This is a genomic window from Pseudomonas sp. S3_B11, assembly GCF_054667715.1.
Genome location: NZ_CP162749.1, coordinates 2,061,272 through 2,084,547, shown reverse-complemented (window position 1 = coordinate 2,084,547; position 23,276 = coordinate 2,061,272). Strand labels below are relative to the sequence as shown.

The window sequence follows — 23,276 nt, the reverse complement described above, 5'->3', positions numbered from 1 at the left end:
CTCCTTGGAGGTACCTCCCTCGGCGCTCAAGGCGCCAGGCGACTGCGCTGCCAGACGCCGTCTTGCAGGCGGTAGTCGAGGCGATCGTGCAAACGGTCGGCGCGGCCTTGCCAGAACTCCATCCGTTCGGGCCGCAGGCAATAGCCTCCCCAATGGTCGGGGCGCCGCACGGGTTGATCGGCAAAGCGTTTTTCGGTTTGCGTCAGCAAGGACTCGAGCGCAGCCCTGTCCTCCAGTGGTCGGCTTTGTGGCGAGGCCCAGGCACCCAGGCGACTGGCGACGGAACGGGATTCGAAATAGGCATCCGACAGCGCCGGATCGAGTTTGTCGACCGGCCCTTCGATGCGGACTTGCCGCTCCAAACCCGGCCAGAAAAACGTCATGGCCGCCCAGGGGTTGCCCGCCAGGTCCTGGCCCTTTGCGCTGTCATAGTTGCCGAAAAACGAAAAGCCCTGGGCGTCGAAGCCCTTGAGCAACAACACCCGACAGTGAGGCCGGCCCTGCTCGTCCACCGTCGCCAGGGCCATGGCGTTGGCTTCCACCGGCGGGCTTTCGGTGTCGCGAGCCTGTTGCATCCAGAGCGCGAACAACGCCATGGGGTCATCGGGGGCCTGGACTTCATCCAGGCCATCGAGGGTGTACTGGCGGCGCATTTTGGCCAGGGAAAGGGGCATGACGGTGATCTCCACGATGGATTTTGGCCAGTGTGGATTCTGTGGCGGTGGCGGGCCTTGATCGTTGTCAATGGCGGTTCTTGTGGTGGGTTGAAGGGCGCTATCGCGAGCAAGCTCGCTCCCACAGGTGATCTGCTGTGTTCACAAGATCCCTGTGGGAGCGAGCTTGCTCGCGATGAAGGCAACTCGGTCTAGCCGGTCAACGGCTACTTGAGCCCCAACCGCCGCGCCAGCTTATGCAGATTGCTCGGGTCAACCTCCAACAGCCGCGCCGCCCCCGCCCAGTTCTGCCCGCAGCGTTCCAGGGCCTTGAGGATCGCCTGTCGCTGGCAACCATCGACAGCCTCGCTCAAGGGTTGCACCGGCGCATCCAACGCTTGCAGGGCCTGTTCCGGCAGCGCCTGCGCCGAGGCCGCGCTGGCGTTGACGTCAAGGTCCAGCACCTGCGGTTCCAGGGTCATGATCAGACTGCGACTGGCGCCGCGACTCAATTGCTTCAACGCCGCGCGGCTGATGACGTGTTCCAGCTCCCGCACATTGCCGGGCCAGCTGTACGCCAGCAGCGCCTGTTCGGCCGCCGGCGACAGACGCAACCCACGCAAGCCCAGGCGCGTGCGGTTCAGTTCGAGAAAGTGCCCGGCCAACATCAACACATCGTGGCCGCGCTCGCGCAGCGGTGGGATCGGCACCGGATAGACCGAGAGCCGGTGATACAGGTCGGCGCGAAACAGCCCGTCGCGAATGCTGTCAGGTAGATGCCGGTTGGTGGCGGCGATGATCCGCACATCGACGTGCAGTGGCTTGTCCGCCCCCAGGCGCTGGATCTCGCCGTTCTGCAGGGTACGCAGCAACTTGGCCTGCACGCTCAACGGCAACTCGCCGACCTCATCGAGAAACAGCGTGCCGCCATTGGCCGCATCGAAGCGCCCGGCGCGGTCGGTGGTCGCCCCGGAGAACGCACCTTTGACGTGGCCGAACAACTCGCTTTCGGCCAGGGACTCGGGCAACGCTGCGCAGTTGACCTGGACCAACGGCTTGTGGCCACGTCGGGACAGCCGATGCAGCCGCCGGGCGAACAACTCCTTGCCGACACCGGTTTCCCCCAGCAACAGCACTGGCAGTTCGGAGTCGGCCAATACATCCAGCTCGTTGAGCAATTGCTGCAACCCCTCGCTGCGCCCGAGGATCTCACCTTCTTCGGCTGGCAGGCGCAGGTCCGCCGGATCGCTGCGCGACGCCCGCAAGCTACGGTTTTCCTGCTCGAGCCGGGTGACCCGCACGGCGGCTTCGATCTGCAACGTACAGCGTTTGAGTTCTTCGCGGGCGCGGCTGTCGAAGGTGCCGGCGTGCAACGCATCCAGGGTGATCGCCCCCCAGAGCCGGCCTTCCACGTACAGGCTCACGCCCATGCAGTCATGCACCGGCAGCGGTTCACCGACGTGGTTGTCGAGCAAGCCGTCATAAGGGTCCGGCAGACGGCTGTCCGGCTCGAACCAGGTAGGTTCGCGCGACGCCATGATCGCCGCCAGGCGCGGATGCTGGGCAATCACGAAGCGCCGTCCCAGCGCCTCGTGGACCAGGCCTACGGTGGCCACGGGCCTGAGACTGTCATCGTCCAGGCGCAGCAGCCCCACGGCGCCACTGTTGAAGTATTCGCGCAGGGTCTGCACCAGGCGCTGCAATCGCACCGCATTGGGCAGCTCGACGATCAGGTCGGCGGCCAGGCTTTCACGCAGCATGGTAGTGATGACCCTCCAGGGTTCGTTTGACCCTTCACAGCCAGGGTGACAATCACCCTGCCAAAAATTTAATGCTTCATTTTCAATCAGTTGAATCTGGCACGTCGGCTGCAAAGAGAGCATTCATCTGTCCCTGCCGGGATTCAACCCAAGGAAACATGATGAGCCTCGATCTGCTGGAACAAAGCCTCGGCCAACTGGCCTGCGATATTCCCGGTGCAACCCGTACCTTCCATCATTACAACCTCGACTTCTGCTGCGGCGGGCAAAAGTCCTTGCGTGAAGCGGCGCTGGGCAAAGGCCTGAACCCGCTGCTGATCGCCGACGCCCTGCGCACCCTGCAAGCCGCCGGGGAGCTGGGCCATGACTGGCGCGACGAGCCCCAGGCGACCTTGATTGCCCACATCCTGGAGCGCTACCACGCACGCCATCGCGAACAGCTGCCGGAGCTGATCCGTCTGGCCCGGCGCGTCGAGCAGGTCCACGGGGCGCGCCCCAGTTGCCCGAACGGCCTGGCCGATCACCTGCAGGACATGTACCAGGAACTCGAAGGCCACATGCTCAAGGAAGAACAGGTGCTGTTCCCGATGCTGCAACAGGGCCTGGGCGAGCGGGCCTCGGCGCCAATACAGGTACTGCGCTACGAACACGACCAGCACGGTGAAGCCCTGGAAACCATGCTCGCCCTGACCGACCAGATCACCCCTCCCGCTGACGCCTGCAACACCTGGCGCGCCCTGTATCGCGGGTTGGTGGAGTTTCGTGATGACCTGATGCAGCACATCCACCTGGAAAACAATGTGTTGTTCGTCAATGCGATGAAGCCTGCTCACTAACCTCAAACAGCACACCACACCTGTGGGAGCGAGCTTGCTCGCGATGGCGCTGGGTCAGGCAACTCAACACTGACTGATCCGGCGCCATCGCGAGCAAGCTCGCTCCCACAGGGGATTGAGGGTGTCCAGCCTATTTTGCAAACCCCTTGAATCAAGTGCCGGCTTCACTCTCCAGCTCAAAACTGCCAATAGAACATCGCCTTGGCCAACACCACGATCAGCACCATGTGCCCCAGGATACTGCGGCGCAACCAGCAGGCGCGGCTGGGTGTCAGGCGACCGCTCTTGAGCCAGTACGCCAGCCACAAATAATGACCGATGATACTCAGCGCCAGCAGGATCTTCAGGCTCAGCAGCAGGCCGAAGCTGTTGTTCAACGGCTGGCTCAATGCGCCGCGATGCTGCCAGGCCAGGGCCATGCCGGCGCCGTACAGCACCAGCACGACGCCGTGCAGCACGCGTCGCGAGCGCTGGGCGATGGCCTGGTCGGCAGCGTCCCGCGTGCCTTGCGCCAGCGGCCGGCGGGCGCTATGCCAGATGAAAACCTCGAAAAACAGCGTGCCAATAAAGGCGATGGCCGCCAACAGGTGCGTGATCAGCAAGACCCCGTACATCATCGATTCCCTCCGCCCAACCGGCTCATCCCGGATGCCCATCCACCCGAGCCTTGAGCAGCATCGGCCCATAGCGCCAGGCGTACAGACCGAACGCCAACGTCCAGCACAGCGCCGCCAGCCACAGCCCGGCCAACGGCAACAGCAGCACCAACAGCACGCGGCTCAGGCACGCCAGGTTCAGCAGGATGAACGCCAGGGTCATGCCCGCCGGTGGCTCGAGGGCGCGCCCGGTATGGCCCAGGCTGACACGGGCAACCATCGCCAGGATCAATCCGGCCATGGCGCCGATGGTCAGGCCGTGCACCGCCAGGCTCGGGTTCACTGGCACGCCGAAGTGCCACAGCGCCATGCCCAGGCACGCCACCGCCAGCCAGGCGTAGGCCAGGTGCAACGACCACAGCAGCGGCACCCGCCACAAATCCCGATCATGCCAACGCACCAGTCGAATCCCGTGGCCCACCGCCAACGCGGCGAACAACAGGCCGACCCAGACGCTGGCCACCAGTGCCGGACCGAAGGCATACAACAGTGCCACCAGCGCCGCCCCTGCCAGCAACAGGCGATCAAGCCATGGCCAAGGGGCAACGCCCTCGACCCGTCCGAGGCCGCGCTGAGTAAAGAATGGAATCACGCGACCGCCGATCAACCCCATCATCGCCGCCACCAGCCACAGGCCGGTGAGCACGCTCTGGCGCTGCAAGCCCTCGTTGTGCTGCACCAGGCCGAATACGGATAACCCATCGGCGGCGGCCAACAGCAGCAATACCAGCACAATCGGGTAATTGCGCTTCTGCCGCACACGCCACAACATCACGCCCATCAACGCGGCGACCGTCAGGGCAAAACCCAGCTCCAGCAGCGTCAGTAACGGCCAGGGCGCATCCACCAGCCAGGCCAGCCGCGCGCCCAGCCACAACAACGCCAGGGTTGCCAGGCGCTTGCCGCTCAGGCCGGGGATTGCAGTCCAGGTTTGCACTGCCGTCAGCAGGAACCCGGCAATGATCGCCAGGCCGAAACCGAACAACAGTTCATGCCGATGCCAGGCCAACCAGCCGCCAGCCGGCTGCCAGGCCGACAAGCGCCCGGTGAACGCCGCGAGCCAAAGGGGAACGACCAACAGCGCCAATACACACCCGGCCAAAAAGAACGGCCGGAACGCCAGGCGCCACAACGGCAAAATGGCCATGGCCTTGCGACGGTCAAGCACTTGCATACACCACTCCTTTGCCTCGCTGAACCGCCAGCGAGGTACGACAAATCAGGGTTCGAATGATCGGCTATCGACGCTGACTGGCCTTGTCTCAGATCAAGCCAGTTCATCGGCAACCTCCCGTCTCGAACAGGTACTTGCAAGGGGCTTGCCGGACCGGGTCAAGCCTCCCAACAAAACACCTCTGCCCCCTGTGGGAGCGAGCTTGCTCGCGATAGCGCTGGGTCAGCAGGCATTGATGTCGGGTGTGCTACCGTCATCGCGAGCAAGCTCGCTCCCACAGGGACTATAGTTCATAGGGTATTTAACACCCTTTCATGGTTATTTTAACCCTGTCAGGTCAGGGTCATTTTTACCCATCTCATCCCCAACGCCCCACGAATCAACGCCCGCAGGCATGGCCCGTCTCTTGCTCAGGCACGGCATCACCTTTCTTGTCGGGGTCATCCATGAAATCCGTCGTTCTGCCGCTTACCTGGTTCGTCTTGCTCTCCTGCGTCGTGGCGCTGGCCAGCGGCCTGTCCCTGAGCCTGGTCTGACCCCGATCACCTTTTCGCTATTACAAGGATTCCATGCCATGGTGCTCCACCGCGTCCATCACCAGATTCTGCGCAGCCATCACCTGTTCGAGCCTTTGAACGAAGAAGAGCTCAACGAATTGATGAGCAACAGCCAATTGCTGAACATCGACAGGGGCGATCCGCTGTTTCGCCAGGGAGAGCCGGCGCAGGCGTTTTACTTCGTGATTTCCGGCGCGGTGAAAATCTACCGGCTGACCCCGGATGGCCAGGAAAAGGTCTTCGAGGTGATCGGCGAGCGCCAGACTTTCGCTGAAGCCATGATGCTGATGGACACCCCCAACTACGTCGCGTCCGCCGAAGCCGTCGGCCCGACCCAGGTGTACCGGCTGTCCAACGCCACGTACATGCGTCTGCTGCAAAGCAACAGCCGGCTGACCTTCGCCTTGCTCGGCAAGCTCTGCGTGCGCCTGCACCAACGGGTCAACGAGATTGAAACCCTGTCGCTGAAGAACGCCACCCACCGCGTGGTGCGCTACCTGCTGACGCAACTGGTGCGCCTGCAAACCGTGGACAGCCAGTTCGAATTGCCGATGGCCAAGCAGTTGATCGCCGGGCACTTGTCGATCCAGCCGGAAACCTTCTCGCGGATCATCCGGCGCCTGATCGATGAAAAAATCATCACCCAGGACGGTCGCCAGATCGCCATTCTCGATCGCCTGCGCCTGGAACAGTTCGAATGACTACACAGCCCACCTGCCTGTATTGCCAACAAGCCAACCCGATACACGAAACCGAATGTCGCCAGTGCGGCATGCCCCTGCCAGTCGAGGCCGCAAAGGCCAGCGAGCGCCGGTTGCGGCGCTTCACCTGGTTCTGTGTCGGCTTGACGATCTTCTGCATCGTCATGTTCTTCTGGCTGCCCCGCGACATCGTCTGAACCCTCAATCCTGAGTCAATTGCCGGTACAACTGCGGTAAACGCAGCGGCAGTTGCTCGGGCTGGCGAATCAAGGTGTAGCCGTTGGCCCCGAACATGTACGGCAGGTAATCCCCCGCTTCGCGATCGATGGTAATGCAGAACGGCGTCAGCCCTTGGCGCCGGGCTTCCAGCACTGCCTGGCGGGTGTCTTCCACACCGTAGCGTCCTTCGTACAGGTCCAGGTCATTGGGCTTGCCGTCACTGAGCAGCAACAACAATTTGCGCCGCCGCTTGCAGCCCGCCAACCGTTGCGTGGCCTGGCGGATCGCCGCGCCCATGCGCGTGTAGTAACCGGGCTTGAGGCCCTGGATCCGTCCGCGGGTGTGATCGTCGTAGCGCTGGTTGAAGGCCTTGAGTTCATGCATGCGCACCTGCTGGCGGCGCAAGGAAGAGAACCCGTACAAGGCGAAATCATCCCCCAGCACCGACAGGGTTTCGCCGAACAGCAACAGGCTGTCACGGATCACGTCGATCACCCGGTGCTCGTCGTTGAGGTGGGCATCGGTGGACATCGACAAATCGGCCAGCAGCAGGCAGGCCAGGTCGCGGCGAGTCTGGCGCTGGTCCATGAACAGTCCGCGTTCGCTGCACTGGCCGTGCTGGCGCTCGACATGAAAGTCCAGCCAGGCTTGCAGGTCCAGTTCCGAGCCTTGGGTTTGCTGGCGCAACCATTGACGATCGTTGCGCAAGTGTTCGAACTGGCGACGCAAACGCTGGGCCGAGCTTCGCAGGCGTGCGGGCAACGGCTGGGGCTGGCAATCGCGAGGGGTGAAGGTTTGCAGGCTGACGAAGTCGTCCTGCAGTCGTTGTTTGCGGTAATCCCATTCCGGCAACAGGATGCCTGCGCCCAACGGGATGTCATCTACATCGGCCGGAGGCAGGTCCAGGTGCAGTTTCAAACCACCGCCCTTGCGCAAGCGGGTGCGCGACAGGGTCAACTGATCCAGATCCTCGGCGACGCGGGCAGCGTCCGGGTCTTCGCTGTCATCCGCCCAGCGATCCAGGTCCACGTGTTCGGTCCAACTGAACAGGTTTTCCAGGCGCACGATCAGCAGCCCACCGTCACGGGTGGCGTCGTCGATTCGCTCGGCGCGCTTGCGCCCGCCCTGCTGTTCACCGGGGGGTGTGGCCAGGTATTGCTCGGACTCCTCAAGGTTGGCGGCCTGGGGATTGGCCAGGTGTTGGGGTGGGTATAGCCACAGCGGCAACGGCCAGGCCGCCCGCTCGCTGCGTGGAAAATGTTCGACACTGCCCGGTTCGCGCAAGGCTTGGCACAGCGCCCGCTCCAGGGCGGCTTCGGCCGGGTTGAGCGTGGCCGGATCGGGGCGCAGGGACAGGTGCGCGTCCACCAGTCGCCGGTAGCGAGGGCGCAGCGCCGGGTAGCGCTTCAACACCGCCAGGGTCCAGCACTGATTGTCCCTGCCCCAGTGTTTCATCGGCCCCGACTGCGCGGCCAACAGCGCGAGCCAGCGATACAGCTCTTCGTTGAGCCCGACATCGGGAAACGCCGCAAGGCTCGCCGGCAGCCGCAAGTTATCGCCGTCACAACAGGCCAGGGGCACTTGCTTGCAGGTGCCGGCGATCTGCTGCAACAGGTTGCGACGCAGCAGCAAATCGCGGTCGCTGACCGCTTCCACCCCCAGGTGAGGCGCACCGCCGGTGGCGCGAAACAGCACCTGCAACGAGCGTTGCCGGGGGACCAGCTCGACCCGGGCCTCAGGAAAATCGACACTGGCCCGACGGGTGATGAAACGGTGCCAGACACTGCCGACCCATTCTTCCAGCTCGAGGGTGAATGCCATGGTTATCTCCTCTTAAGCCGAACCCATTGTGGAGAGGGGATTCATGTGGGAGCAAAGCTTGCTCGCGAAACAGGCGCCTTGATCTCTGAAAGATCGCATCGCCCCCATCGCGGGCAAGCCTTGCTCCCACATAAATCCTCTCATCACAAATAAGTCCGGCTCAGTAGTTGTGATGACTTACGAAGGCACCACCGCCGCCGGTGCGCGCAGGGCCGCACGGCCACGTTGACGGAAGCTGAACAGGTAGCAGAGCAACCCGGCCAGGAACCCGACGCCGCTGACCAGTCGCGCCCAGAACAGCGGCTTCAAATGATCCATCGTGGCCATGAATGGCAAGGCACTGCCATCCGTCATCCAGCGTTGCAACCACACCTGGACCACGCCGGCTGCGGTGAGGAACAAGGTGATCATCACCATCGACAAGGTCATCAACCAGAAGCCCCAGATCTCCAGGCGCTGCGAACGCTCGTCCGCCGCTTCACCCAAGCCCCGCAAGCGTGGCATGGCGTAGCTGATCAGCGTCATCACGATCATTGCGTAGGCACCGTAGAAGGCCAGGTGACCGTGGGCCGCGGTCAGTTGCGAACCGTGGGTGTAGTAGTTGACCGGTGCCAGGGTGTGCAGGAAACCCCAAACACCCGCGCCGAAGAACGCGGTAACCGTGGTGCCCTTGGCCCACAACGTGGCGGCGCGGTTCGGGTGTTGCCGACGACGGTTTTTCACCATGCTGAAGGCGAAGACCACCATGGCCAGGAACGGTAGCGGTTCCATCGCCGAGAAGATCGAGCCTACCCACAACCAGACCTCAGGCGCGCCGATCCAGAAGAAGTGGTGGCCGGTGCCAATGATCCCGGTGATCAACGCCATGGCGATAATCACGTAGAGCCACTTCTCGACCACTTCGCGGTCCACGCCGGTGATCTTGATCAGGACGAAGGCAAGCATCGAACCCATGATCAGTTCCCAGACGCCTTCGACCCAAAGATGCACCACCCACCACCAGTAGAACTTGTCGCGGGCGAGGTTCGAGGGGTTGTAGAAAGAGAACAGGAAGAACACCGCCAGGCCGATCAGCCCGGTCATCATCACCATGCTGACCGTGGTCTTGCGACCTTTGAGCAGGGTCATGCCGATGTTGTAGAGGAACCCCAGGCACACCACCACGATGCCCATCTTGGTGATGGTCGGCTGCTCGAGGAACTCGCGGCCCATGGTCGGCAGCAAGTCGTTGCCGGTGAATTTCGCCAGCGTCGCATAAGGCACCGAGAGGTAGCCCAGGATCGTCGCCACACCTGCGGCGGCGAACACCCAGAACAGCACGAGCGCCAGTTTCGGGCTGTGCAGTTCGCGGTCGGCCTCCTCCGGTATCAGGTAATACGCCGCGCCCATGAAGCCGAACAGCAGCCAGACGATCAGCAGGTTGGTGTGGACCATGCGGGCCACGTTGAAAGGGATCAGCGGGAACAGGAAGTCGCCGACCACGTATTGCAGGCCCATGATCAAACCGAACAACACTTGCCCCAGGAACAGCATCAGGGCGAACACGAAGTAGGGTTTGGCGACGGCCTGCGAGGCGAATTTCAGATGCGGATTAGCCATGCTCATCTCTCAGCCCTCCTTGTTTGGCGGCCAGCCATTGGTATTGATTTTCGAGCTCCACTTGAGGAACTCGGCGATGTCGTCGACTTCCTGCTCGCTCAGGTTGAACTGCGGCATGGCCCGACGACCCGGAACGTTCAGCGGCTGCATTTTCATCCAGGCCTGCAGGAACGGCTTGAAGGCTTCATCGCCGCCGCGGCGGTTGACCACGTTGCCCAGCTCCGGCGCAAAGTACGCGCCCTCGCCCAGCAGGGTATGGCAGCCGATGCAGTTGTTGCGCTCCCAGACGCCTTTGCCGCGTATCACCGATTCCGTCAATTGCGCCTGGTTGCTGCGTTCTGGAAAGGTCTGTTCCGTGTGGTAGGTCAGGGCCAGGAATATCAGGAAGAAGAAGATGCTTCCCCCGAAATAAATATTCCTGGCCATGCCTTTGGTGAAGGTATCTGACATGGTCACTTCCTCATTGCTTGGCGTGTTCATTCTAGGAAGCGCGGGGTCGGAAACCGCTTGATGGCGATCAAGAATCTCCGATGGTTTTGGTGGGTTGTTCCAACACAGCCCGAAAGGCAGATGAGCTTTTGTGGCGAGGGGATTTATCCCCTCGCCACAGGGTTTGTGTTTGCAGGGTCAGATCGTGAATGAAATGACGAGCCCGATCACCGTCGCCAGCAGCGCCGCCCAGCTCAACACCAACCGCCGCCACAATCGCGGCGCATGGCGCAGCTCCATGAAGCCGTCGGCGATCAGCCAGGCCTTGGTCACCGCGATCACCAGGATGGCGATGGACACCAGTCCGGTAGCCGCGATCTGGCCCAGGGCAACGGTGCCGGTGCTCAGCACGGCCAGCGTCATCCAGCAAGCAATCAAGACACGGGAAGCCGACATGAGCACCTCCGCTCAATCAAGGATGTAGACAACCGGGAATAGCAGCACCCAGACCAGATCGACCATGTGCCAATACAGCACGCCGGATTCCAGCCCACTGTTGCGCTGCGATCCATAACGACGTCGCCGACAACCCTCGGCCAGCCAGGCGAGGATCACCATGCCCAACAGCACATGCAGGAAGTGGAACGCGGTAAGGATCCAGTACAAGGTGAAGAACGTGTTGTGCTCCATCCCCAGACCGTTCGCCAACAGATGGGCGTACTCCGTGAGCTTGATCCCCACATAACCGCAGGCAAGCAACAACGCCACACTCAACAACGACGCGGCTCGACGCGGCCGGTCCTGCCTGACTTGCTCCTGGGCCAATGCGGCGAACAGGCCGGCGGTCAGCAGGCTGAGGGTCATCGCCAGGCCCGTGGAGCGGTCCAGCAATTGCCGGCCTTCGCTGAAAGTCTGCGGGTACAACGCCTGGGCGACGGCGAACGTCAGGATCAACAACGCGAACACCGACAACTCGGCGAGGATGAAAAACCACATCGCCAGGTCCCCGGGCAACCGCCGGGGCACGGCAACCGCTTCAGCCAAAGTGGACATCGACCACATCCATCAGCGCGGCGACGGTCTGCGGGTCGTCACTCAATGGCTCGGCCAGGCACGCCAGGCAGGCTTGGCGCGGGTCCATCCCAGAGCCGATCATGCGCGCGGCAAAAATCAACAGGCGCGTGGAGGCAACTTCCTCCAAGTCATGCTGATCGAGCCGGCGCAGCGCCTGCCCCAATCGCACCACCTGGGCCGCAAGGGCCAGATCGACCCCCGCCTCGCGGGCGACGATGCGCTCTTCATCGGCCACGGCTGGATAGCCAAAGCGCATCGCCACGAAACGCTGGCGAGTGCTGGGCTTCATGCCCTTGAGCAGGTTCTGGTAACCGGGGTTGTACGACACCACCAACATGAAGGACGGCAGCGCCTGCAGCACTTCGCCGGTGCGTTCCAGGTACAACTGCCGACGATCATCGGCCAGCGGGTGCAACACCACGGCCGTGTCCTGGCGCGCTTCGACCACCTCATCCAGATAACAGATGCCACCCTCGCGCACCGCCCGGGTCAAGGGCCCGTCCTGCCACCAGGTGCCCTGGGCGCCGATCAGGTGACGGCCCACCAGGTCGGCCGCGCTCAAGTCATCGTGGCAGGCCACGGTGTACAGCGGCAGTTTCAGGCGGTGGGCCATGTGCTGGACGAAACGGGTCTTGCCGCAGCCGGTCGGGCCTTTGATCAGTACCGGCATGCCGTGATGCCAGGCCTGTTCGAACATCGCCTGCTCGTTGTCCTGGGGTTGATAAAAGGGTTCATCGGGGTGCTGCAAAGTGTGGATAGCGTTCATGGCAAGGCCTGATCAGACAACACGATTGCAGGCCACGCTACGGTGCCCTGCGACAACCTGGCAAGGGCTGCGGCCGGCAAACTTGATCGCCGTCAAGCGGCTAACCACCGGCCTGGGCATAGCCTTGCACCGCACCAAGAACCTGCGCGCCGAACGTCAATTACAGCGCAGCGCGGGTCACGCCTGAGGAGAAATGGAATGCTGATCAGCCACAAAAAATCGTGGGCCCTGCGGGTCACGGCGCTGTGTACAGCGCTGGCCACCCCCCACGCCTTCGCCGACCAAACCGCTGCGCCGGAACAACCCCGCGTGGTCAAGACCGAAGGCGCGCCCGACCTGAGCCAGGCCGACTTCGACACGGCCAAGGAAATCTACTTCCAGCGCTGCGCCGGTTGCCACGGTGTGCTTCGCAAAGGCGCCACCGGCAAGCCGCTGACACCCGACATCACCCAATCGCGCGGCCAGGCCTACCTGGAGGCGCTGATCACCTACGGCTCGGCCGCCGGCATGCCGAACTGGGGCACGTCCAATGCCTTGACCAAAGACCAGATCACGGTGATGGCCAAGTTCATCCAGCACACCCCACCGACCCCACCGGAATGGGGCATGGCGGAAACCCGCAAGACCTGGAAACTGCTGGTCAAACCCGAAGACCGGCCGACCAAGCAGATCAGCACCCTCAACCTGCAGAACCTGTTCTCGGTGACCCTGCGCGACGACGGCAAGATTGCCCTGATCGACGGCGACAGCAAGAAGATCGTCAAGCTGATCGACACCGGTTATGCGGTGCACATCTCGCGCATCTCTGCGTCGGGCCGCTACCTGCTGGTGATCGGCCGGGACGCCAAGATCGACATGATCGACCTGTGGCCGAAGGAGCCGACCAAGGTCGCGGAAATCAAGGTGGGCATCGAAGCGCGCTCGGTGGAGACTTCCAAGTTCAAAGGCTACGAAGACAAGTACACCATCGCCGGCTCGTACTGGCCGCCGCAGTTCACCATCATGGACGGCGAGACCCTGGAGCCCAAGCAGATCGTCTCGACGCGCGGCATGACTGTCGACACCCAGCAATACCATCCCGAGCCTCGCGTCGCGGCCATCATCGCCTCCCACGAATGGCCGGAGTTCATCGTCAACGTCAAGGAAACCGGCAAGGTGATGCTGGTCAATTACCAGGACATCAAGAACCTCACCATCACCAGCATCGACGCCGCGCCGTTCCTGCATGACGGCGGTTGGGACAGCAGCCATCGCTACTTCATGACGGCCGCCAACAACTCCAACAAGGTCGCGGTGATCGACTCCAAGGAGCGCAAGCTCACCGCCCTGGTGGACGTTGGCAAGACCCCGCACCCGGGACGCGGCGCCAACTTCAACCACCCACTCTACGGACCGGTCTGGGCCACCAGCCACTTGGGCGATGCCGGGGTTTCGCTGATCGGCACCGACCCGGTCAATCACCCGCAATACGCCTGGAAACAGGTCAGTACGCTTCAGGGCCAGGGCGGCGGCTCGCTGTTCATCAAGACTCACCCCGCGTCCCGTCACCTGTATGTCGACACCACCCTCAGCCCCGACGCCAAGCTCAGCCAGTCGGTAGCGGTGTTCGACATCGACAAGCTCGACGCCGGCTACACCGTGCTGCCGATTGCCGAGTACGCCGGTATCAAGAAAGGCGCGCTGCGTGTGGTGCAACCGGAATACAACAAGGCCGGTGACGAGGTCTGGTTCTCGGTCTGGAGTGGCCAGGAAGACGAGTCGGCGCTGGTGGTGATCGACGACAAGACCCTCAAGGTCAAGAACGTGATCAAGGACAAGCGCCTGATCACCCCGACCGGGAAATTCAACGTCTACAACACCCAACACGACATCTATTGAGCCCCATCAATAAGAGGAAAAACCATGAAGCCTATTCTGATTGCCTTGGCCTTGACTGCCGCCTACAGCCTGCCGGCGTTGGCCCAAGACGGCCCGACGCTGTTCAAGAGCAAGCCCTGCGCGGCCTGCCACTCCATCGACACCAAGGTGGTTGGCCCGGCACTCAAGGACGTCGCGGCGAAAAACGCCAGCGTCCCTGGAGCGCAAGACCTGCTCGCCAAGCACATCAAGGAAGGTACGCAAGGCAACTGGGGACCGATGCCGATGCCGGCCAACCCCGTGACGGAAGAAGAAGCCAAGATCCTGGCTGCGTGGGTCTTGACCCTTAAATAACGCTCAAGGAGCACATCCCTGTGGCGAGGGGATTTATGTGGGAGCAAGGCTTGCCCGCGATGGGGGCGATGCAGTCTTTCAGAGATCAAGGCGGCTGTTTCGCGAGCAAGCTTTGCTCCCACATAAATCCCCTCACCACAGGAGCCGCGCCCAACTTTATTTCTTGATCAGGAGGACGTCATGGAACGACACAGCTCTGCAACCTTGATAACCACCCTCCTCTTTGTTTTCTCCTCCTGCGTGCTGGCCGCTCCCGACAGCCAGCGCCAGGCCCAACTGCAACACCTGCTGGACCAGGATTGTGGCGCCTGCCACGGCCTGTACATGACCGGCGGCCTCGGCCCACCCCTGACCCACGAAGCCCTGGCCGGAAAATCCCGCGACAGCCTCATCGCCACCGTCACCCTCGGACGGCCCGGCAGCGCCATGCCCGGTTGGGCACCGTTGCTTGCGCCCGACGACATTCGCTGGCTGGTGGACCGGCTCCTTCAAGGAAAACCCGCCTCATGATCCGTTCATTGCTCTCCTCCACCGCCATCGCCCTGCTGCTCTGCGGTTGCGCCCAGACACCGTTGCGCGGCACCGGCGATTTGGGCTTGGTGGTAGAGCGCGCCACCGGCAGCCTGCAAATCATTGAAAGCGACACCCGCACCGCCCTGGGCCGCGTCGAAGGCCTGGGCGACTTGTCCCACGCCTCGGTGGTGTTCTCCCGCGACCAGCGCTACGCCTACGTGTTCGGTCGCGATGGTGGCCTGAGCAAAGTCGACCTGCTGACCGCGCGCATCGAGCGGCGCATCATCCAGGGCGGCAACAGCATCGGCGGTGCAATCAGCCAGGACGGCAAGCTGATCGCCGTCTCCAACTACGAGCCTGGCGGCGTCAAGGTATTCGATGCCCAGACCCTGGAACAGGTCGCCGACATCCCCGCCACGCCGTTGCCCGGCGGCCAAAAGCGCTCACGGGTGGTCGGCTTGGTGGACGCGCCAGGGCAACGCTTCGTGTTCAGCCTGTTCGACACTGGCGAGATCTGGACCGCCGACTTCAGCCTCGGCCTCACCCCGCGCATCGAGCGTTTCACCGCCATCGGCCAGCAACCCTACGATGCCCTGATCACCCCGGACGGGCGTTATTACATGGCCGGGCTGTTCGGTGAAGACGGCATGGCCCAACTCGATCTCTGGCACCCGGAGCGCGGGGTGAAACGGGTACTGGGGCATTACGGCCGCGGCCAGGAGCGGCTCCCGGTGTACAAGATGCCGCATCTGGAAGGCTGGGCCCTGGCCGACCAGCAAGCCTTCGTGCCTGCCGTCGGGCATCACCAGGTGTTGGTGATGAACGCCCAGGATTGGCAACAGACCGACGCCATTGCCGTGGCCGGCCAACCGGTGTTCGTCACGGCGCGACCGGACGGCCGGCAGTTGTGGGTCAACTTCGCCTACCCGGACAACGACCGCGTCCAGGTCATCGACACCCAGACCCACGCCATCGTCGCCGACCTGCGGCCAGGCCCTGCGGTGCTGCACATGGAGTTCACCGCGCGAGGTGACCAACTGTGGCTGTCCGCCCGGGATGGTGGTCAGGTGCAGGTCTGGGATCCTTATCGCCTCGAACGCCTGAACAGCCTGCCGGCCCTGAGCCCGAGCGGCATTTTCTTCAGCAGTCGCGCGCACAAGCCGGGGTACTGACCATGACTTCCAGCTCACTGGCCCGGCGCCTGATCGATCAATTCCAGCATGGCCTGCCGTTGTGCGCCGAGCCCTATCGGGCCATGGCCGAGACCTTGGGCTGCAGCGAAGCCCAGGTCATCGACTGCCTGCAACACCTGCAAGTGGCCGGGACCTTGTCGCGGGTCGGCCCGGTGTTCGAACACACCCGAGCCGGGGCCAGCACCCTGGCCGCCCTGGCAGTGCCCGAAGAGCGCTTGCACCAAGTGGCTGCACGCGTCAGCCAATACCCGGAAGTCAATCACAACTATGCCCGCGAACATCGCTACAACCTCTGGTTCGTGCTGACCGGCCCCAACCGCGCCCACCTGGAAAACATCCTCCAGGAACTGGAGAACGACACCGGTCTCACGCCACTGGACCTGCCCATGCTGACCGCCTACCGCATCGACCTGGGCTTTGCCCTGGAGGCCACCCCATGAAAAACGCCCTGAGCGAACAACAGTCACTGGCACTGCGCCGTTTGCTGGAAACCGGCCTGCCCCTGACATCGCGTCCCTTCCAGGCCCTGGCCGAGCAGATCGAGGCCAGCGAGCAACAGGTGCTCGAGCAGGTGCAGCATTGGCATGAACAGGGGCTGTTCCGCCGTGTCGGCCTGGTCGTCAACCATCGCGCCTTGGGGTTTGCCGCCAACGCCATGCTGGTGCTGGACGTGCCGGACGCCTTGGTCGATGAAGTCGGCCGTCGCCTCGGGCAAACCCCGGGCATCAGCCTTTGCTACCAACGCCCCAGGCGCCTGCCCCAGTGGCAATACAACCTGTTCTGCATGATCCACGGTCGCCAGCGTGACCGTGTCGAGGCCCATGTCCAGGCGCTGCTTGAAGAACATCTGCTGGACGACCTGCCCCACCAGTTGCTGTTCAGCACGCACCTGTTCAAGCAATGCGGCGGACGTTTCGCCGCCCCGGCCGGAGCCCGTATCGATGGATGACCTGGACCGCCGCCTGATCAATCGCCTGCAACTGGGCCTGCCGCTGGTGCGCCACCCTTGGCAGGCCCTTGCCCAGGAGCTGGACAGCAGCAGTAGCGAATTGCTCGACCGCCTGCATGAGCTGCTCAACGACGGTGTGCTCACCCGCTTCGGCCCGATGTTCGACATCGATCGCCTGGGCGGTGCGTTCACCCTGGCGGCGCTGGCGGTGCCCGAGCCGCGCTTCGAGGCCATCGCCGAGCTCCTCGCGGAGATGCCCGAGGTCGCCCACAACTACCGCCGCGAGCACACCTGGAACATGTGGTTCGTGCTCGCCTGCCCCAGCGAACAGGCGATCGACGACACCCTGCTGCGCATCGAACACCTGACCGGCCTGGTGCCGCTGAACCTGCCCAAAGAGGAGACCTACCATGTCGGCCTGTATTTCCCCGTCTGAGTCTTTGTGGCAAGCGCCGCCACGGCTGGATGAAACGCCCTTGGCCCTGCGCCTGGTGGAACTGACCCAGGCTGGCCTGCCCTTGCTTGAAGACCCCTGGGCCTGGCTGGCCGAGCAACTGGAACTGAGCGTGGAATCCACCCTCGACCTGCTCAAGCGCCTGCAGGCCGAAGGCGCGATCCGCCGCATTGCCGCCGTGCCCAATCACTATCGCCTGGGCTATCGCCACAACGGCATGACGGTCTGGGACGTGGCCGATGCCGACATCTCGCGTCTCGGCGCCCTGCTGGGGGCGCAGCCCTTCGTCAGCCACTGCTACCGGCGCCCGCGCCAGCCCGGCTGGCGCTACAACCTGTTCGCCATGGTCCATGGCCGCAGCCGCGAAGAAATCGACAGCTACCGCGAACACTTGCGCTACCTGCTGGGGGACGCCTGCGCCGCCGACGACATGCTGGTGAGCAGCCGCATCCTGAAAAAACCGGCCTGCGCCTTTCGCCTGTGGGAGCAAAGCTTGCTCGCGAAACAGATGCGTCGGTTTTATGAAGGACCGCATCGGCTTCATCGCGGGCAAGCCTTGCTCCCACCAAGGCTTGCTCCCACAAAGCGGGAATAAGCCGCGCTGAACTCGGACATCGATCGAAATCGAAGGAGCGCCTTATGTTGAGGATCAGCCATTACCTGCGAGCCCTGGCCGGGCATTGCCCCGCCCCACGTGTCGCGCCACCGGGCAGCAGCCGCCCGCCGGTGGTGATCTGGAACCTGCTCAGGCGCTGCAACCTGACCTGCAAGCACTGCTATGCAACGTCGGCCGACAGCGTGTTTCGCGATGAACTGGACACTCCGGCGGCGCTTCAGGTCATCGACGACCTGCACGATGCCGGCGTGCGCGTGTTGATCCTGTCCGGCGGCGAACCGCTGTTGCGCGAGGACCTGTTCCAACTCAGCGCCTATGCCCGCGACAAAGGTTTTTTCCTCGCCTTGTCCACCAACGGCACGCTGATCGACGCTTCCAATATCGAACAGATTGCGGCGGCAAACTTCGATTACGTGGGCATCAGCATCGATGGCCTGGAAGCGACCCACGATGAATTCCGCCAGCTCAAGGGCAGTTTCGCCAGCTCCATGGCGGCCATCCGGCTCTGCCGCGAACAAGGCATCCGGGTCGGATTGCGCACCACCCTCACCCAGCAGAACCATGCCCAGTTGCCACGCTTGCTGGACTTGATGAATGAGTACGACGTACAGAAATTCTACCTGTCGCACCTCAACTACAGCGGCCGGGGCAAGCGCAGTCGCAAGCTCGATGCCCATCAGCAGATGAGCCGCGAGGCCATGACCCTGATCTTCGAGCGGGCCTGGCGCGACATCGAACAGGGCCGCGACAGTGACTTCGTCAGCGGCAACAACGACGCCGACGCGATCCTGCTGCTGCAATGGGTCGCCCGGCGCCTGCCCCAACACTACGCCGCACTGGAGCAGATGCTGCGGGCCTGGGGCGGCAACGCGTCGGGTAGCGGCATCGCCAACATCGACAATACCGGCGAGGTTCACCCCGATACGTACTGGTGGCAGCACTCGGTGGGCAATGTCCGCAAGACGCCATTCAAGACACTCTGGCTCGATCGCCCCGATGCCCTGCTGCTGAAACTGCGCGAACACCCCCGGGCCGTGGGCGGTCGCTGCGGGCAATGCCGCTGGCTGGCGATCTGCAACGGCAATACCCGTACCCGGGCCTGGGCCGACGGCGACCTGTGGGGCCAGGACCCTGGCTGCCACCTCAGCGACGAAGAAATCGGCTTGCACGCGATCCCCAGCGTTGCGATGCCCTGCGCCTGATCAACCGACGGCGAACCTGATACCGAACCAAGGAAGTCCCATGCCTGCCTCCATCGTTTTGCCCGCTGCCCTGCAATCGCCCTTCAGATCGGGTGAAGTCGCCCTGGTCGGCGCCGGCCCCGGTGACCCGGGCCTGCTGACATTGCGCGCCTGGAGCCTGTTGATGCAGGCCGACGCGGTGGTCTACGACCGCTTGATCAGCCCGCAATTGCTCAGCCTGATTCCGCTGACCTGCGCCCGGCACTACGTCGGCAAGGCCGCCGGTTGCCACAGCCTGCCCCAGCCACAGATCAACGAACTGCTGGCCGACCTGGCCGACCAGGGACAACGGGTGGTACGACTCAAGGGTGGTGATCCGTTCATCTTCGGTCGTGGCGCCGAGGAGCTGGAGTATCTGCTGGCCCGCGGTATCGATTGCCAAGTCGTGCCAGGTATCACCGCCGCGGCCGGTTGCAGCACCTATGCCGGCATTCCCCTGACCCATCGCGACCTGGTCAATTCCTGTCGCTTCATCACCGGTCATTTGCAACGCGAAGGCGACTTGAATCTGCCCTGGCAAAGCCTGGCGGATGACAGCCAGACCCTGGTGTTCTACATGGGCCTGTCGAACCTCGGCACCATCGCCGCACAACTGATAGCGGCGGGCCTGGCGGCTGATACGCCGGCGGCGCTGATCAGCAACGGCACGCGCCCCGACCAGCAGGTCCTGCGCGGCACCCTCCAGCAATTGCCGGAGATGGCGCTGGCCTGCGCCGAAGGGCTGCCGACCTTGACGGTGATCGGCAAGGTGGTTGGCTTGTTTGCCCATCAGGTATTGGAGCATCCGGCCCGCCTGCACCCGGCCCTACCGCTCCAGCCAAATATCGCGAGGGTGGCCTCATGAGAATCGGCTGGCTTGCCCCATTGCTGTGGATCGGTGCCGCCCACGGCGCCCCGGCATCTGAACCGGACCTGGCGTTGGCCGAACAGAACTACCAGCAACACTGCCAGCAATGCCACGGGGTGAACCGCATCGGCGGCGCCGGGCCGGCGCTGTTGCCCCAGAGCCTGAGTCGGATCAAGCCCGACGAAATCCGCCAGGTGATCGAAAATGGCCGCCCGGCCAGCCAGATGGCGGCGTTCGGTGCGGTGCTGGAGCCTGCGCAGATCGATGGCTTGACCCACTATCTCCAGCGCCCACCCGCGGTCGAACCGACCTGGAGCGAGGACGACACTCGCCGTAGCCATCGCCTGCTGGCGGATGTCGCCAGCCTGCCCGATAAACCCCAGCACCACGCCGACCCGCTGAACCTGTTCGTGGTGGTGGAGGCTGGCGATCATCACGTCGATATCGTCGACGGCGATCGCTTCGAGGTCCTGGCGCGCTTCGCCTCACATTTCGCGGTGCATGGCGGACCGAAGTTTTCGCCGGACGGACGCTTCGTCTATTTCGCCTCCCGGGATGGCTGGATCAGCCTGTATGACCTGCACAACCTCACGCTCATCGCCGAAGTGCGGGCCGGGCTCAATACCCGCAACCTGGCGGTGAGCAAGGATGGGCGCTGGGTGCTGGTGGGCAACACCCTGCCCGGCAACCTGGTGGTGCTGGATGCCCGCGACCTGTCACTGGTCAAGACCATTGCAACGGTGGGGCTGGACGGCCAGGCGTCGCGGGTCAGTGCGGTCTATACCGCGCCGCCGCGCAACAGCTTCATCGTCGCCTTGAAAGATGTGAAAGAGGTCTGGGAACTGTCCACCGGCCCGAGCCCGGACTTTGTGCCCAGGCGGATCGAGGCCGAGGATTACCTCGATGATTTTTCCTTCTCGCCCGATTACCGGCAGTTGCTCGCCACCTCGCGCAAGGCCCAGGGCGGCCAGGTGATCGACCTCGACACGGGGCGGATCGTCACCGACATCGCGCTGCCTGGCATGCCGCACCTGGGCTCGGGGACCTATTGGAAGCGCGATGGGCACTGGGTGTTCGCCACGCCCAACATCAGCAAGGGGCTGATTTCGGTGATCGACTTCGACACCTGGAAAGTCATCAAGCAGATCCCCACGCTCGGGCCGGGTTTCTTCCTGCGCAGCCACGTCAACTCTCGCTACGCCTGGACCGATGTGTTCTTCGGCCCGGACAACGATGCCATCCACCTGATCGACAAACAGACCCTGGAAATCGCCCACACCCTGCGACCCATGCCCGGCAAAACCGCCGCCCACGTCGAGTTCACTCGCGACGGCCGCTACCTGCTGCTGAGTATCTGGGATACCGATGGCGCGCTGATCGTCTACGACAGCAACACCCTCAAGGAAATCAAGCGCCTGCCCATGAACAAGCCTTCGGGCAAGTACAACGTCGGCAACAAGATCGAGTTCGCCGAGGGGACGTCACACTGAAAAAAGGGGGGCTGATGCGCAGCCCCCAATATCAAAGGCCTGTGGGAGCAAGGCTTGCCCGCGATGAACGATAACGCGGTTCTGCTGTTCGACCGCGGCGCGGCTATCGCGGGCAAGCCTTGCTCCCACAGACGGCGTCGGACCCAAAGGATCCAACTCTTACCAGGTGAGTACCGCCCCCACCGCAAAGGTGTCGGTGTCTTCGTTCTGGGCGCTGGTGTCGTGGCCGTTGATTTCGAACTGGTTGTACTCGGCCACGAGCTTGAGGTTGTCGTTGATGTCGTGGAACAGCGCTATGCCACGGGTTTCGTAATCGGCGCCACTGCCCACCACGCCGTTGCCGTCGTCATCGGTCTTGCCATAGGACAACGCCAGGCGGTTCTTGCCCAGCTTGTAGGAACCCTGTAACAGGTAGCCCTTGCTGTCGACATTGCGCAGGGTGGCTTCACCGGCGTTGTTGGTGAAGAACGGGTTGATGCCTTTGGCCTGGAACCCCGAGCCGGTCAGCGACAACCCGCCCATCTTCGCCTGCACGCCATACCCCAGCCCCTTGGAAGTGACCGATTCGACAGTGGAGTCGGTGTTGTCCGAGGTCTGGTAGCTGCCGTTGAGCCAGCTGTAGATCTTCGCCCCAGCCAGGTCGAACTGATAGGTGATCTCGCTCTCGGTGCGCGGGTTTTCCTGATAGGCCTTGCCCGTGGCGCTGTTGTCGTTGGTATCCACCGGGTCCATGATCCCCACCGCCACGCGCAAGCCCTCCATCACCGGCGTGCGGTAGGTGATCTGCGAGGTCGGGAACGGGTACGGATAACCGCTGCCGATGTTGCCGAACGAGACGCCACCGCCGTCCACCAAGCCCAGGCTGTCACTGACCTGGCCGTAACCGGCGAGCAACTCGTCCAGCAGGATGTTGGAGCGGGCAAACAGGCCGAAGTCCTTGCCGATCAGCACTTCGCCCCACTCCGGGTTGGCCACGGTACCGTAGAACTGGCGCACGTCGATGGCGGTGTCGGTGCCGTTGGTTTCACTGTCGTTGATGGTCACCCAGAACGAGGCCCGGGCACCGAGCTTGAGATCATCGACCTGCTTGCCCATGTTGAAGCCCAGGTAGTTGGGCAAGAAACCCATCTTGACCCGCGCCTGCCGACGGTCGTACTGCTCACCCGCGCGGTCCACGTCGCTGTTGACGTAAAAGGCGTTGATGTAGCCGTCGGTGGAAAAGGTGGTCTGGTCCTTGTCGTACAGCATGATTTCGGCGCTGGCCCAAGGCATCAGGCCCAGGCTCGAAACACCTACGATGACCGCAGGCAAAAAACGTTGGCGGGTATTTTTATTGTTGTGCATGGCGCGCTCCGCAACAGGGGACGGGATGTCGGAGGCGATTATCGAAAGGCGCCCGGGCGCGTCATACGCTGCCTTGGAGGCAATTGGCGGATGCTTTGGCAGCGCCGGCCCGGCGCGGCAGTTTGGGTGTAAGACGGCTATTGCGACGGGGGGCGGTACTTTGGGTGTGGGCC

The 23,276-nt window shown here is 63.2% G+C and carries 26 protein-coding genes; 15 read left to right on the top strand and 11 right to left on the bottom strand.

Annotated features, from left to right (window positions below):
* Nucleotides 1–26 precede the first annotated feature (26 nt).
* Together pdxH and norR are read right to left on the bottom strand one after the other, a co-directional pair.
* Nucleotides 27–674 (bottom strand): pyridoxamine 5'-phosphate oxidase, encoded by a 648-nt coding sequence (pdxH, locus tag AB4O22_RS09645; RefSeq protein ID WP_028236914.1) that lies wholly within the window; start codon nucleotides 672–674, stop codon nucleotides 27–29.
* A 206-nt stretch (nucleotides 675–880) separates the two neighbouring features.
* Nucleotides 881–2,413, bottom strand: a complete 1,533-nt coding sequence (gene norR, locus AB4O22_RS09640; protein ID WP_003202479.1) for a nitric oxide reductase transcriptional regulator NorR — start codon at nucleotides 2,411–2,413, stop codon at nucleotides 881–883.
* A gap of 161 nt (nucleotides 2,414–2,574) precedes the next feature.
* Between norR and ytfE the strand changes: the two genes are divergently transcribed.
* The gene (gene ytfE, locus AB4O22_RS09635) at nucleotides 2,575–3,249 is read left to right on the top strand and encodes an iron-sulfur cluster repair protein YtfE (protein ID WP_003202481.1); all 675 of its coding nucleotides are present in this window, start codon (nucleotides 2,575–2,577) and stop codon (nucleotides 3,247–3,249) included.
* Nucleotides 3,250–3,425: 176 nt separating this feature from the next.
* On the opposite strand, the gene AB4O22_RS09630 is transcribed toward ytfE, so the two are convergent.
* Both AB4O22_RS09630 and AB4O22_RS09625 read right to left on the bottom strand, forming a co-directional pair.
* Nucleotides 3,426–3,863 (bottom strand): membrane protein, encoded by a 438-nt coding sequence (locus AB4O22_RS09630; RefSeq protein ID WP_013693510.1) that lies wholly within the window; start codon nucleotides 3,861–3,863, stop codon nucleotides 3,426–3,428.
* Nucleotides 3,864–3,888: 25 nt separating this feature from the next.
* A complete protein-coding gene (locus AB4O22_RS09625) occupies nucleotides 3,889–5,079 on the bottom strand; it encodes an NnrS family protein (RefSeq protein WP_223472503.1) in 1,191 nt (396 codons plus the stop codon).
* Between the two features lie 574 nt (nucleotides 5,080–5,653).
* Here AB4O22_RS09625 and AB4O22_RS09620 point away from each other — a divergent pair.
* Both AB4O22_RS09620 and AB4O22_RS09615 read left to right on the top strand, forming a co-directional pair.
* Entirely contained in the window at nucleotides 5,654–6,337 is a 684-nt protein-coding gene (locus AB4O22_RS09620; RefSeq protein WP_003202487.1) for a Crp/Fnr family transcriptional regulator, read from the top strand.
* Nucleotides 6,334–6,534, top strand: a complete 201-nt coding sequence (locus AB4O22_RS09615) for a hypothetical protein (protein WP_003202489.1) — start codon at nucleotides 6,334–6,336, stop codon at nucleotides 6,532–6,534. The genes AB4O22_RS09620 and AB4O22_RS09615 overlap by 4 nt, the downstream gene beginning before the upstream one ends.
* 4 nt (nucleotides 6,535–6,538) lie before the next feature.
* Here the strand turns inward: AB4O22_RS09615 and AB4O22_RS09610 are convergent, their stop codons facing one another.
* The 6 genes from AB4O22_RS09610 to AB4O22_RS09585 all read right to left on the bottom strand — a co-directional run bounded on the left by AB4O22_RS09610 (nucleotide 6,539) and on the right by AB4O22_RS09585 (nucleotide 12,176).
* Complete coding sequence (locus AB4O22_RS09610) at nucleotides 6,539–8,377, bottom strand: nitric oxide reductase activation protein NorD (protein WP_003202491.1); 1,839 nt, start codon at nucleotides 8,375–8,377, stop codon at nucleotides 6,539–6,541.
* Nucleotides 8,378–8,554: 177 nt separating this feature from the next.
* Nucleotides 8,555–9,982 carry a cbb3-type cytochrome c oxidase subunit I gene (locus AB4O22_RS09605; RefSeq protein ID WP_003202492.1) on the bottom strand — a complete coding sequence of 476 codons (1,428 nt, stop codon included), beginning with the start codon at nucleotides 9,980–9,982 and terminating at the stop codon, nucleotides 8,555–8,557.
* Between the two features lie 3 nt (nucleotides 9,983–9,985).
* Nucleotides 9,986–10,426 carry a c-type cytochrome gene (locus tag AB4O22_RS09600; RefSeq protein ID WP_003202495.1) on the bottom strand — a complete coding sequence of 147 codons (441 nt, stop codon included), beginning with the start codon at nucleotides 10,424–10,426 and terminating at the stop codon, nucleotides 9,986–9,988.
* Nucleotides 10,427–10,603: 177 nt separating this feature from the next.
* A complete protein-coding gene (locus AB4O22_RS09595; protein WP_223472504.1) occupies nucleotides 10,604–10,861 on the bottom strand; it encodes a cytochrome C oxidase subunit IV family protein in 258 nt (85 codons plus the stop codon).
* Nucleotides 10,862–10,873: 12 nt separating this feature from the next.
* Nucleotides 10,874–11,458 carry a cytochrome c oxidase subunit 3 family protein gene (locus AB4O22_RS09590; protein ID WP_223472505.1) on the bottom strand — a complete coding sequence of 195 codons (585 nt, stop codon included), beginning with the start codon at nucleotides 11,456–11,458 and terminating at the stop codon, nucleotides 10,874–10,876.
* On the bottom strand, nucleotides 11,442–12,176 hold the full coding sequence (locus AB4O22_RS09585; RefSeq protein ID WP_411740647.1) for a CbbQ/NirQ/NorQ/GpvN family protein: 735 nt from the start codon (nucleotides 12,174–12,176) through the stop codon (nucleotides 11,442–11,444). The genes AB4O22_RS09590 and AB4O22_RS09585 overlap by 17 nt, the downstream gene beginning before the upstream one ends.
* A gap of 67 nt (nucleotides 12,177–12,243) precedes the next feature.
* Here AB4O22_RS09585 and AB4O22_RS09580 point away from each other — a divergent pair, with 67 nt between their 5' ends.
* The 12 genes from AB4O22_RS09580 (at nucleotide 12,244) to AB4O22_RS09525 (ending at nucleotide 21,759) form a co-directional block, all read left to right on the top strand.
* Entirely contained in the window at nucleotides 12,244–12,432 is a 189-nt protein-coding gene (locus AB4O22_RS09580; RefSeq protein ID WP_139197715.1) for a hypothetical protein, read from the top strand.
* Between the two features lie 11 nt (nucleotides 12,433–12,443).
* Entirely contained in the window at nucleotides 12,444–14,123 is a 1,680-nt protein-coding gene (locus AB4O22_RS09575) for a cytochrome D1 domain-containing protein (protein WP_013693512.1), read from the top strand.
* Nucleotides 14,124–14,147: 24 nt separating this feature from the next.
* Nucleotides 14,148–14,456 (top strand): c-type cytochrome, encoded by a 309-nt coding sequence (locus AB4O22_RS09570; RefSeq protein ID WP_003182369.1) that lies wholly within the window; start codon nucleotides 14,148–14,150, stop codon nucleotides 14,454–14,456.
* Nucleotides 14,457–14,636: 180 nt separating this feature from the next.
* The gene (locus AB4O22_RS09565; RefSeq protein WP_024616180.1) at nucleotides 14,637–14,966 is read left to right on the top strand and encodes a c-type cytochrome; all 330 of its coding nucleotides are present in this window, start codon (nucleotides 14,637–14,639) and stop codon (nucleotides 14,964–14,966) included.
* A complete protein-coding gene (locus AB4O22_RS09560; protein ID WP_460096179.1) occupies nucleotides 14,963–16,141 on the top strand; it encodes a cytochrome D1 domain-containing protein in 1,179 nt (392 codons plus the stop codon). The genes AB4O22_RS09565 and AB4O22_RS09560 overlap by 4 nt, the downstream gene beginning before the upstream one ends.
* Nucleotides 16,142–16,143: 2 nt before the next feature.
* Nucleotides 16,144–16,602, top strand: a complete 459-nt coding sequence (locus tag AB4O22_RS09555; RefSeq protein WP_003202511.1) for an Lrp/AsnC family transcriptional regulator — start codon at nucleotides 16,144–16,146, stop codon at nucleotides 16,600–16,602.
* Nucleotides 16,599–17,111, top strand: a complete 513-nt coding sequence (gene ahbB, locus AB4O22_RS09550) for a siroheme decarboxylase subunit beta (protein ID WP_003202513.1) — start codon at nucleotides 16,599–16,601, stop codon at nucleotides 17,109–17,111. Before AB4O22_RS09555 ends, ahbB (AB4O22_RS09550) begins: the two co-directional genes overlap by 4 nt.
* On the top strand, nucleotides 17,104–17,547 hold the full coding sequence (locus AB4O22_RS09545; RefSeq protein WP_003202515.1) for an Lrp/AsnC family transcriptional regulator: 444 nt from the start codon (nucleotides 17,104–17,106) through the stop codon (nucleotides 17,545–17,547). The genes ahbB (AB4O22_RS09550) and AB4O22_RS09545 overlap by 8 nt, the downstream gene beginning before the upstream one ends.
* Nucleotides 17,522–18,160, top strand: a complete 639-nt coding sequence (gene ahbB / locus AB4O22_RS09540; protein WP_460053323.1) for a siroheme decarboxylase subunit beta — start codon at nucleotides 17,522–17,524, stop codon at nucleotides 18,158–18,160. The genes AB4O22_RS09545 and ahbB (AB4O22_RS09540) overlap by 26 nt, the downstream gene beginning before the upstream one ends.
* 44 nt (nucleotides 18,161–18,204) lie before the next feature.
* Nucleotides 18,205–19,383 (top strand): heme d1 biosynthesis radical SAM protein NirJ, encoded by a 1,179-nt coding sequence (nirJ, locus tag AB4O22_RS09535; RefSeq protein ID WP_003202520.1) that lies wholly within the window; start codon nucleotides 18,205–18,207, stop codon nucleotides 19,381–19,383.
* Nucleotides 19,384–19,423: 40 nt separating this feature from the next.
* Entirely contained in the window at nucleotides 19,424–20,266 is an 843-nt protein-coding gene (gene cobA / locus AB4O22_RS09530; protein WP_003202521.1) for a uroporphyrinogen-III C-methyltransferase, read from the top strand.
* The gene (locus AB4O22_RS09525) at nucleotides 20,263–21,759 is read left to right on the top strand and encodes a nitrite reductase (RefSeq protein WP_223472509.1); all 1,497 of its coding nucleotides are present in this window, start codon (nucleotides 20,263–20,265) and stop codon (nucleotides 21,757–21,759) included. Before cobA ends, AB4O22_RS09525 begins: the two co-directional genes overlap by 4 nt.
* A 159-nt stretch (nucleotides 21,760–21,918) precedes the next feature.
* Here the strand turns inward: AB4O22_RS09525 and AB4O22_RS09520 are convergent, their stop codons facing one another.
* On the bottom strand, nucleotides 21,919–23,103 hold the full coding sequence (locus tag AB4O22_RS09520) for a porin (protein ID WP_223472510.1): 1,185 nt from the start codon (nucleotides 23,101–23,103) through the stop codon (nucleotides 21,919–21,921).
* Nucleotides 23,104–23,276 lie beyond the last annotated feature (173 nt).